The 10,253-nt window shown below is 70.7% G+C and carries 3 protein-coding genes, 1 tRNA gene and 1 rRNA gene; 4 read left to right on the top strand and 1 reads right to left on the bottom strand.

Translation table 11 applies throughout. From position 1 onward, the window contains the following. The 3 genes from rrf to IG64_RS17005 form a co-directional block, all read left to right on the top strand. Positions 1-90: ribosomal RNA gene (gene rrf / locus IG64_RS37625) — 5S ribosomal RNA — on the top strand; the annotation flags it as partial. Positions 91-189: 99 nt separating this feature from the next. Then, a complete protein-coding gene (locus IG64_RS17010) occupies positions 190-885 on the top strand; it encodes a DegT/DnrJ/EryC1/StrS family aminotransferase (RefSeq protein ID WP_107474274.1) in 696 nt (231 codons plus the stop codon). 41 nt (positions 886-926) lie between these two features. Beyond that, positions 927-999: transfer RNA gene (locus IG64_RS17005), tRNA-Thr, on the top strand. 66 nt (positions 1,000-1,065) lie between these two features. On the opposite strand, the gene IG64_RS17000 is transcribed toward IG64_RS17005, so the two are convergent. Further along, positions 1,066-3,828, bottom strand: coding sequence for a SpoIIE family protein phosphatase (locus IG64_RS17000; RefSeq protein WP_037856869.1), 2,763 nt, complete (start codon positions 3,826-3,828; stop codon positions 1,066-1,068). A gap of 338 nt (positions 3,829-4,166) precedes the next feature. Between IG64_RS17000 and IG64_RS16995 the strand changes: the two genes are divergently transcribed. Beyond that, entirely contained in the window at positions 4,167-9,695 is a 5,529-nt protein-coding gene (locus IG64_RS16995) for a HAMP domain-containing protein (protein ID WP_037856868.1), read from the top strand. The last annotated feature ends 558 nt before the right edge of the window (positions 9,696-10,253 follow it).

The following is a 10,253-nucleotide window of genomic DNA, read 5'->3' as shown; positions in this document are numbered from 1 at the left end:
CCCGGTTACATTCCGAACCCGGAAGCTAAGCCTTACAGCGCCGATGGTACTGCAGGGGGGACCCTGTGGGAGAGTAGGACACCGCCGAACAATCATTCAAAGGGTTGGACCTGGAACTTCGGTTCCGGGTCCAACCCTTTTTTGTTCTCCGTCACTTGACGTTCACGTTGCCCAAGCAGCATCCGCCGCATGGGTACTGCTGCTCTGCTCAGAGCCGCCGGCGTCGGAGTCGGTGATGAAGTCGTCGTTCCGGCGTTCGGCAACGTCGAGGTGGCCGAGGCTGCCGTCCAGGTGGGTGCGCTTCCGGTGTTCGCCGACATAGACCCCGTGACCTACTGCCTCGACCCGTCCGCCGTCGAAGCGGCCGTAACTCCCCGGACCGCGGCCGTCGTTGCCGTCCACCGCTTCGGCCGGTCCGCGGACCTCGCGGGGCTGCGCGCGGTCGGACGGCGGCACGGGCTGCTGGTGCTGGAGCACGCGGAGTCCGAGGCGCCGTACGACGAGAGGGCGCGGCGCAGGGAGCGTGCCGCCTATCTGGACGCCAGGCTGCGGGGCGTGCGGACGCCCGACGGGGGCGACGGACACGCCTACCAGCAGTACGTGGTGCGGGTGCCGGGCAACGGCCGGCCCGACCGTGACGCCTTCGCACGGGCCGTGCGGGCGAGGGGAGTCGACTGCCGGGTCCCCGTGAAGACGCCCGTGCACCGGCTGCCCGAGTTCCGGCGCTGCGTGTCCCTGCCGGAGACCGAGCGGGCCGCCGCAGACACGCTGGCGCTGCCGGTGGACGCCTCGCTGACGCGGCGTGAGATGCAGCGGATCGTCTCCGTGTGCAATGCGCTCGGCGGTCCCGTCGTGGTTGGGAGCACGGCTGTGTTCGGGGTATGATCTATTCCGTTGCCGCGGGAGAAACCCCGAAAAGGCGACAGGCCCCTATAGCTCAGTCGGCAGAGCGTCTCCATGGTAAGGAGAAGGTCAACGGTTCGATTCCGTTTGGGGGCTCAGAGAGAAAAGACCCCGCCCTTCCGGGCGGGGTCTTTCGCATGTCCGGGGCAGCTCCGCCCGGCCTCAGTCGGCCAGGACCTCCGGGACCCGCATGGCCAGGATCGCCATGTCGTCGGACGGCGCGTCGGAGGCGAAGCGCTCCACGGCGCGCATGATGCGGGCGGCGACCGCGCCGGCCGTCAGGCCCGTGCAGGTGGTGAGGACGTCCGCGAGGCCGTCGTCGCCCAGCATGCGCGTGCCCTCGCGGCGTTCGGTGACGCCGTCGGTGACACAGAGCAGGACGTCGCCCGGGTCCAGCGTGACCGACTGCTCGTACAGCTCCAGGTCCTCCATGACGCCGAGCAGCGGCTGCGGTTCCGCGGCGGGCTCGACCGTGCCGTCCTGGCGCAGGCGCAGCGGCAGCGGGTGGCCGGCGCAGACGACCTTCAGGTGCGCGCTGCCGTCCTCCTGGGGCCACAACTCGCCGTACAGGAGCGTGAGGAAGCGGCTGCGGGCGCCTTCGTCGAGGATCGCGGAGTTCAGGCGTTCCAGTACGGCCGGGCCGCCGTAGCCCTCACGGGCGAGCAGGCGGAGCGCGTGGCGGGCGAGGCCCGTGACGGCCGCCGCCTCCGGGCCCGTACCGCAGACGTCGCCGATGGCGAAGCCGTAGGCGCCGTCGCGGATGGGGAAGAGGTCGTAGAAGTCGCCGCCGACCTCGTTTCCCTCGCCGGCCGCGCGGTAGATGACGTCGACCTCGACGCCGTCGACCTGCGGGAGTCCCGGCGGCAGGAGGCTGCGCTGGAGGGACTGGCTGATGGCCGTGCGCTCGGAGTACAGGCGGGCGTTGTCCAGGGCGAGGGCTGCGCGGCGGCTGAGGTCCTCGGCGAGTTCCAGGATCTCCTGGCGGAAGTGCTCGTCGGTGGGCTTGCCGAGGGTGAGCATGCCGATCACGCGGTTGCGGGCCACCAGGGGCAGGACGACCGTCTCGCCACCGACGGCGGAGGCCGTGGCGAGGGTCGGGCCGATGGTCGTACCGATGCGGTGGTCGGAGTCGCCGAGGCTGAGGCTGCGCATGGAGCTGCGCAGGGCCGCCTGGTGGGCGGCCTCGCCGGGGGCGGACCAGACGCGGGCCCCGGGCGTCGGCACCGGGTCGGGCGGGGCGATCTTCGACAGCAGGGACTTGATGCCGTCGATCAGTTCCTCGTCCTCGTGCAGGACATAGGACAGATAGGGCTCGGAGGCCTGGTCGGCGATCGTGTAGACGGCGCACCAGGTGGCCAGGGTGGGGACCGTCATCTGGGCCATCAGGGCGAGGGTCTGGTCGCGGTCGAGGGTGCCGGCCAGCAGGTCGGAGGCCTCGACGAGGAAGCTCAGCGAGCCGCGGCGCAGCCGCTCCAGCTCGCCCAGGCGGGCCGATTCGACGGCCAGGGCGATGCGGTCGGCGGCGAACTGCAGGCGCAGCGCCTCCTCGTTGGAGTACCTGCCGGCTCCTTCGGCCGCGACGCCCAGGGAGCCGGTGAGACGGCCCTCGACCTTGAGCGGGACGGTGACGACGGAGCGCATGCCGGTGCCGCCGAGCAGGGGGACGGCGCCGGGGGCGGCGGTCAGGTCGTCGTGGACGGCGGGCATCCGGGCCGAGCCGTAGCGGCCGGGACCGGCCTCGACGGGGACGCGCGCGAAGCGCTGGCGGGCGGAGGGCAGGCCCGTGGAGGCGCGGACCTCCAGTTCCGTCTCGTCGTCGGTGGCCAGGAGCAGGAAGGCGGCGTCGCCGTCGAGCATGTCGCGGGCACGTTCCACCGTGCGCTGCAGGAGGCCGTCGAGGTCGTCGGGGGCGGGGGAGCCGATGAAGACCTCGAAGGGGTCGGCGCCGTCGGGGGAGGCGCTCTTGGTGTCGTTGCTCGCGGGGGTGCGCAGCGGGGTCTGCAGGACGGCGCGTTCGTGGTCGCGTACCAGGAGGCAGACCGTGGAGGGTTCGCCGCCGGTGTCGCGGACGCGGAGGTGGGAGGCGTAGACCGGGATGACGCGGCCGTGGGCGCCGCGGACGCCGTAGCTGCCCTCCCAGCGGGAGAGCCGGAGGGCTTCGGCGATGCCGGTGCCGGTGCCGGGCGTGTGCGGCCAGGCGGCGAGATCGGTGAGGGGCTTGCCGGTGACCTGCTCGGCGGCGTAGCCGAAGAGTTCCTCGGCGTCCTCGTTCCAGGCGGTGATGGCGCCGCCGCGGTCGATCTGGACGACGGCCACGCGGACCCGGCCGTCGGCGACGGGAAGGAGTTCGGCGGGCAGCGAGGGGCCCGCGGTGCGGGTGCCGACCGGGCGTTCGGGCAGGTCCAGCTGGAACCAGACGTTCTTGTGCGTGGGGGTGTACTCCACGCCCCAGCGGCCGGCCAGGGCCGCGCACAGCTGGAGGCCGCGGCCGCCCTCGCGGTCGGGGCTGCCCATGGAGACCGCGGCGCTCTGCAGCGGGACCTCGCGCTCGGGATAGCGGTCGGCGACCTCGATCCGCACCCCGTGGTCACTGCGCAGGCACAGGACGTCCGCGGCGGTGCCCGCGTGGACGACGGCGTTGGTCACCAGTTCGCTGGTGAGGACCACGGCGTCGTCGACGACGTCACCGAAGCCCCATCCCTGGAGCGTGTCGCGGACGAAGGACCGGGCGGTCGCGACCGATCGCCCCAGGGGCTCGAAGCTGGCGGCCGCGCGCGCGGTGATCACAGAACTCCTCGTCCGGTTGTCTTCGGGCAGCTCTCGGAGGCCGTCCGGCTCGCCCCGCTGCTCCGGCAGCTGGGGGCCCTCGGGCCCCGTCGGCCGCGGCTCCGGGGACTGTCCCGGGGGGATCACTCCGGTGGTCATGTGTGAGGCCGCCCTCCGATGCCCGCTCGTTCCGTGCCACCGCCCAGGCCGGACGGACCGGCTCGGCTGGACAGCCGCATGCAAGGTTACTTACCTTCGCCGTCCGTGCGGATGCCGGTCACCACTGATTTCGCCCGGAGGGTGTGCGGACGGTGTGCGAAGCTGCCGAACTGTTATGGCCTGGTTCGGTGGGGGTGAAACACTGGGCAGGCTTCTGTTGACGGTACGGGCCGGCCGAGTGCGGTCTTCCCGTGCGGGGCAGCAGCACCTCGTGCGGCCTGGTGCTACCGGGCGGTAACGACGCAGCAGTGACGGTCGATCCCTGCGGGAGGGACACAGTGGAGTCTGGCGCAGCGACGCGGAGCACGAAGACGCGCGCGAAAGGCGGACAGTCCGGCCAGTCCCCGAGCAGCCGGCGCACGCCGCGGGGCGCGACCACGGTGGTCGACACGGCCGCACTGAACCGGCTTCTGGCGGCGCTGGCGGGGATGCGGGACGGGAACTTCCGCAAGCGGCTCACGGTGTCCGGGGACGGCGTGATGTCGGAGATCGCCGCGGTCTTCAACGAGGTGGCCGACCGCAATCTGCATCTGACGGGCGAGCTGGCGCGGGTGCGGCGCATGGTGGGACGTGAGGGAAAGCTCACGGAGCGGCTGGAGACCGGTGCCTGTGAGGGCTCCTGGGCGGCCGCGATCGAGAACTCCAACGCCCTGGTCGACGATCTCGTACGGCCCGTCTCCGAGGTCGGCCGGGTGCTCTCCGCGGTGGCCGAGGGCGACCTGTCCCCGCGGATGGAGCTGCGCACGCAGGCCGCGGACGGTGCCGGGCATCCGCTGCGGGGCGAGTTCCTGAAGGTCGGGCGGACCGTCAACAATCTGGTGGACCAGCTCTCCACGTTCACCGACGAGGTCACGCGCGTGGCCAGCGAGGTGGGCACCGAGGGCAAGCTGGGCGGTCAGGCGCGGGTGCGGGGCCTGTCGGGGTCCTGGAAGGACCTCACGGACTCCGTCAACACGATGGCGTCCCGGCTGACGGCGCAGGTGCGCGACATCGCGCTGGTGACGACGGCGGTGGCCAAGGGTGACCTGTCGCGGAAGGTCACCGTGGACGTCGCCGGCGAGATGCTGGAGCTGAAGAACACCGTCAACACCATGGTCGACCAGTTGTCCGCCTTCTCCTCGGAGGTGACGCGGGTCGCCCGTGAGGTGGGCACCGACGGCATCCTGGGCGGCCAGGCGCACGTGCCGGGGGTGGACGGCACCTGGAAGGAACTCACCGACTCGGTGAACCTGATGGCCGGCAACCTGACGGCCCAGGTGCGCGGGATCGCTCAGGTGACGACGGCCGTGGCCAACGGTGATCTGTCGCAGAAGGTGACCGTCCCGGCGCGCGGTGAGGTCGCGCGGCTCGCCGAGACGATCAACCAGATGACCGAGACGCTGCGGATCTTCGCGGACGAGGTCACCCGCGTGGCCAACGAGGTCGGCGCGGAAGGGCGCCTGGGCGGTCAGGCGATCGTGCCGGGCGTGGCCGGGACGTGGAAGGACCTGACGGACTCCGTCAACACGGTGTTCCGGAACCTGACCACGCAGGTGAGGGACATCGCCGCGGTGACGACGGCGGTGGCCAGCGGTGACCTGTCGCAGAAGGTCACCGTGGACGTGGCCGGCGAGATGCTGGAGCTGAAGAACACCGTCAACACGATGGTCGACCAGCTCTCCGCGTTCGGTGCCGAGGTCACGCGGGTGGCGCGGGAGATCGGTGTCGAGGGTGAGCTGGGCGGCCAGGCGCAGGTGCCGGGCGCGGCGGGCACCTGGAAGGACCTCACCGACTCCGTCAACACGGCGTTCCGCAACCTCACCGGACAGGTGAGGAACATCGCGCAGGTGACGACGGCCGTGGCCAACGGCGACCTGTCGCAGAAGGTCACCGTGGACGTCTCCGGCGAGATGCTCCAGCTGAAGAACACCGTCAACACGATGGTGGACCAGCTGTCCTCGTTCGCCGACCAGGTGACCCGGATGGCCCGGGACGTGGGCACGGAGGGCCGGCTGGGCGGCCAGGCGCGCGTGGACGGCGTGTCGGGCACGTGGAAGGAACTCACCGACTCCGTCAACTCCATGGCGTCGAACCTGACCGGTCAGGTGAGGAACATCGCCCAGGTGACGACGGCGGTGGCCCGCGGTGACCTCTCGCAGAAGATCGACGTCGACGCGCGCGGGGAGATCCTGGAGCTGAAGAACACCATCAACACGATGGTCGACCAGCTCTCCGCCTTCGCCGACCAGGTGACCAAGGTGGCCCGCGAGGTGGGCACGGAGGGCCGCCTGGGCGGTCAGGCGCAGGTGCCGGGCGTCGCGGGCGTGTGGCGGGACCTCACCGACTCGGTGAACGGCATGGCGGGCAACCTCACCTCCCAGGTGCGCAACATCGCGCAGGTCGCCACCGCCGTGGCCCGCGGTGACCTGTCCCAGAAGATCACCGTGGACGCGCGCGGGGAGATCCAGGAGCTGAAGAACACCCTGAACACGATGGTGGACCAGCTCTCCTCGTTCGCCCAGGAGGTCACCCGCGTGGCCCGCGAGGTGGGCACCGAGGGCATCCTGGGCGGCCAGGCCGAGGTGCAGGGGGTGGCGGGCACCTGGAAGGACCTCACCCAGTCCGTGAACTTCATGGCGAACAACCTGACCATCCAGGTCCGCAACATCGCCGAGGTCACCACCGCGGTCGCCAAGGGCGACCTGTCGAAGAAGATCACCGTCGACGCCAAGGGCGAGATCCTGGAGCTGGTCACCACCGTCAACACGATGGTCGACCAGCTCTCGTCCTTCGCCGAGCAGGTCACCCGGGTCGCCCGCGAGGTGGGCACGGAGGGCATCCTGGGCGGCCAGGCGCACGTGCCCGGCGTCGTCGGCATCTGGAAGGACCTCAGCGACAACGTCAACCTGATGGCCAACAACCTCACCATGCAGGTGCGCAACATCTCCCAGGTCGCGGCGGCGGTCGCCAACGGCGACCTGACGCGGACGGTGACCATCGAGGCGCGCGGCGAGGTGGCGCAGCTCGCCGACACCTTCAACACGATGGTGAAGACGCTGAGTTCGTTCGCCGACCAGGTGACCAAGGTGGCCCGCGAGGTGGGTACGGACGGCATCCTGGGCGGGCAGGCGTACGTCCCGGGCGTGGCCGGCACCTGGAAGGACCTCACCGAGTCGGTGAACCAGATGGCGTCCAACCTGACCGGCCAGGTGCGCAACATCGCCATGGTGACGACCGCCATCGCCAAGGGCGACCTGACGAAGAAGATCGACATCGACGCGCGCGGGGAGATCCTGGAGCTGAAGACGACCATCAACACGATGGTCGACCAGCTCTCGTCCTTCGCCGAGGAGGTCACCCGGGTGGCCCGCGAGGTGGGCACCGAGGGGCAGCTCGGCGGGCAGGCGCGGGTGCGGGACGTCGACGGCACCTGGCGCGACCTGACCGAGTCGGTCAACGAGATGGCCGGGAACCTGACCCGGCAGGTGCGTGCCATCGCGCGCGTGGCGACCGCCGTGACCCGCGGCGACCTCAACCTGAAGATCGACGTCGACGCCTCCGGCGAGATCCAGGAACTGCAGGACTACATCAACAAGATGATCGCCAACCTGCGCGACACCACGATCGCCAACAAGGAGCAGGACTGGCTCAAGGGCAACCTGGCCCGCATCTCCGCGCTGATGCAGGGCCGCCGCGACCTCCAGGACGTGGCCTCACTGATCATGAGCGAGCTGACGCCGGTGGTCTCCGCCCAGCACGGCGCCTTCTTCGTCGCCGTGCCGCGGGCCGATGACAAGGACTTCGCCGACGACCCGGAGAACGCCTACGAGCTGCGGATGCTCGGCTCCTACGGCTACTCGATGGGGTCCATGCCGACCTCGTTCCGGCCGGGTGAGGCGCTGATCGGGACGGCCGCGCAGGAGAAGCGCACGATCCTGGTGGAGCGGGCGCCCAGCGGCTACCTGAAGATCTCCTCCGGGCTCGGCGAGGCGCCCCCCGCGCAGGTGATCGTGCTGCCGGTGCTGTTCGAGGGCAAGGTGCTCGGCGTGATCGAGCTGGCCTCCTTCACGCCGTTCACACACATCCAGAAGGACTTCCTCAACCAGATCGCGGAGATGATCGCCACCAGCGTCAACACCATCTCCGTCAACACCAAGACCGAGCAGCTGCTGAAGCAGTCCCAGGAGCTGACCGAGCAGCTGCGGCTGCGCTCGGAGGAACTGGAGCAGCGGCAGAAGGCCCTCCAGGCGTCCAACGCCGAACTGGAGGAGAAGGCCGAGCTGCTGGCCCAGCAGAACCGCGACATCGAGGCGAAGAACTCCGAGATCGAGGAGGCCCGGCAGGTCCTGGAGGAGCGCGCCGAACAGCTCGCCGTCTCCATGCGCTACCGCAGCGAGTTCCTGGCGAACATGTCGCACGAGCTGCGCACGCCGCTGAACTCCCTGCTGATCCTGGCCAAGCTGCTCGCCGACAACGCGGAGGGGAACCTCTCGCCGAAGCAGGTGGAGTTCGCCGAGACGATCCACGGCGCGGGGTCCGACCTGCTCCAGCTGATCAACGACATCCTGGACCTGGCGAAGGTCGAGGCGGGCAAGATGGACGTCTCCCCGACGCGTATCGCGCTCGTCGAGCTGATCGACTACGTCGAGGCCACCTTCCGGCCGCTGACCGCTGAGAAGGGTCTGGACCTGTCGGTGCGGGTGTCGCCGGAACTGCCCGCCACCCTGCACACCGACGAGCAGCGGCTGCTGCAGGTGTTGCGCAACCTGCTGTCCAACGCGGTGAAGTTCACCGACTCCGGTTCGGTCGAACTCGTCATCCGTCCCGCGCGCGGGGACGTGCCGCAGGCGATCCGGGAGCAGTTGCTGGAGGTCGGCTCGCTGACCGATCCGGACACGGAGATGATCGCGTTCTCGGTGACCGACACAGGCATCGGCATCGCGGCCAGCAAGATGGGCGTGATCTTCGAGGCGTTCAAGCAGGCCGACGGCACCACCAGCCGCAAGTACGGCGGGACGGGCCTCGGACTGTCCATCTCGCGGGAGATCGCGCAGCTGCTCGGCGGTGAGATCCACGCCCAGAGCGAGCCCGGCCGCGGCTCCACGTTCACCCTCTACCTGCCGCTGCACCCGGGCGAGTTGCCGCCGCACGGCTACCAGCAGCCGGTGACGGGCCTGGACGCCGACGACCTGGCCGCCGCCGGTGAGCCGCACCTGGCGGAGCTGCCCGGCGTCTCGCACGCCTCGGAGCTGACGGCCGCGCAGGTCGAGACGCCGGCGGAGGTGAAGTCGTACCAGGAGACGCAGAACGGCGCCGCCGCGCTGTTCCGGCGCCGCCGCAGGGCGCTGCCCTCCAGCGAGCGGCAGGGGCACGAGGACCGGCACGAGCAGTGGCCGGCCGGGGTGGCGGGGCAGCCCGACGGGGCGCCGCAGGGGAGCCGGGACGTCCGGTTCGGCGGCGAGAAGGTGCTCATCGTCGACGACGACATCCGCAACGTCTTCGCGCTGACCAGCGTCCTGGAACAGCACGGCCTGTCGGTGCTGTACGCCGAGAACGGCCGCGAGGGCATCGAGGTCCTGGAACAGCACGACGACGTGGCGGTCGTCCTGATGGACATCATGATGCCCGAGATGGACGGGTACGCGACGACCACGGCGATCCGCAGGATGCCGCAGTTCGCCGGGCTGCCGATCATCGCGCTGACCGCGAAGGCGATGAAGGGCGACCGGGAGAAGGCGATCGAGTCGGGCGCCTCCGACTACGTGACCAAGCCGGTCGACCCCGATCACCTGCTCGGCGTGATGCGGCAGTGGATGAGCGAGGAGTGAGGCGCCGGTCCCGGGGCCGGCCCGGCTGGGACCGCGCTGGATGCGCGGGGCCCGCGGCGACCGGGGCTCGGTGTGCCTGCGGGCTCGCGATGACCGGGGGCTCGGCGTGACCGGGAGCCGGACTTCGGCGGGTGCCGGGGCCCGCGGCGATTCACCGGGGCCGCGGTGGGCGCGCGGGGGGCTCGGGGTGACCCGGGCTCCCGGCGGGCGCGCGGCCCGGACGACCGGGTCCGCGGTGGGTGTCCGGGTCCGGAACGCCCCGTTTTCTGGTGGGTGCCGGAGACCGGAGTGATCCTTTTTCCGGTTCCGGGAACCTTTCGCGGACGCGCGGAGTTGTTGACTCAGGGTGCGCGATGTCGTGTAGAGGTGCGGGATTCGGGGAACCTTCTGGTCTCCTGCCGCGTTTCTGCTACGTGCACAGTGACATCGCGGTGACAGGGTGTGGTGACAGGCGGGGTGCGGCTACGATGACCGGCACAAGGACGGGCGGCGCAAGGGAGTCGTCCTCCGGGGCGGCATCCACCGGTGCTGCCCCGGTTCCTGCGGACAGGGGCGGCC

The sequence above is a fragment of the Streptomyces sp. NRRL S-340 genome (assembly GCF_000720185.1).
GTDB lineage: Bacteria > Actinomycetota > Actinomycetes > Streptomycetales > Streptomycetaceae > Streptomyces.
Note: the sequence above shows the minus strand (reverse complement) of the source record. Positions and strands in the feature narration are given on the sequence as shown.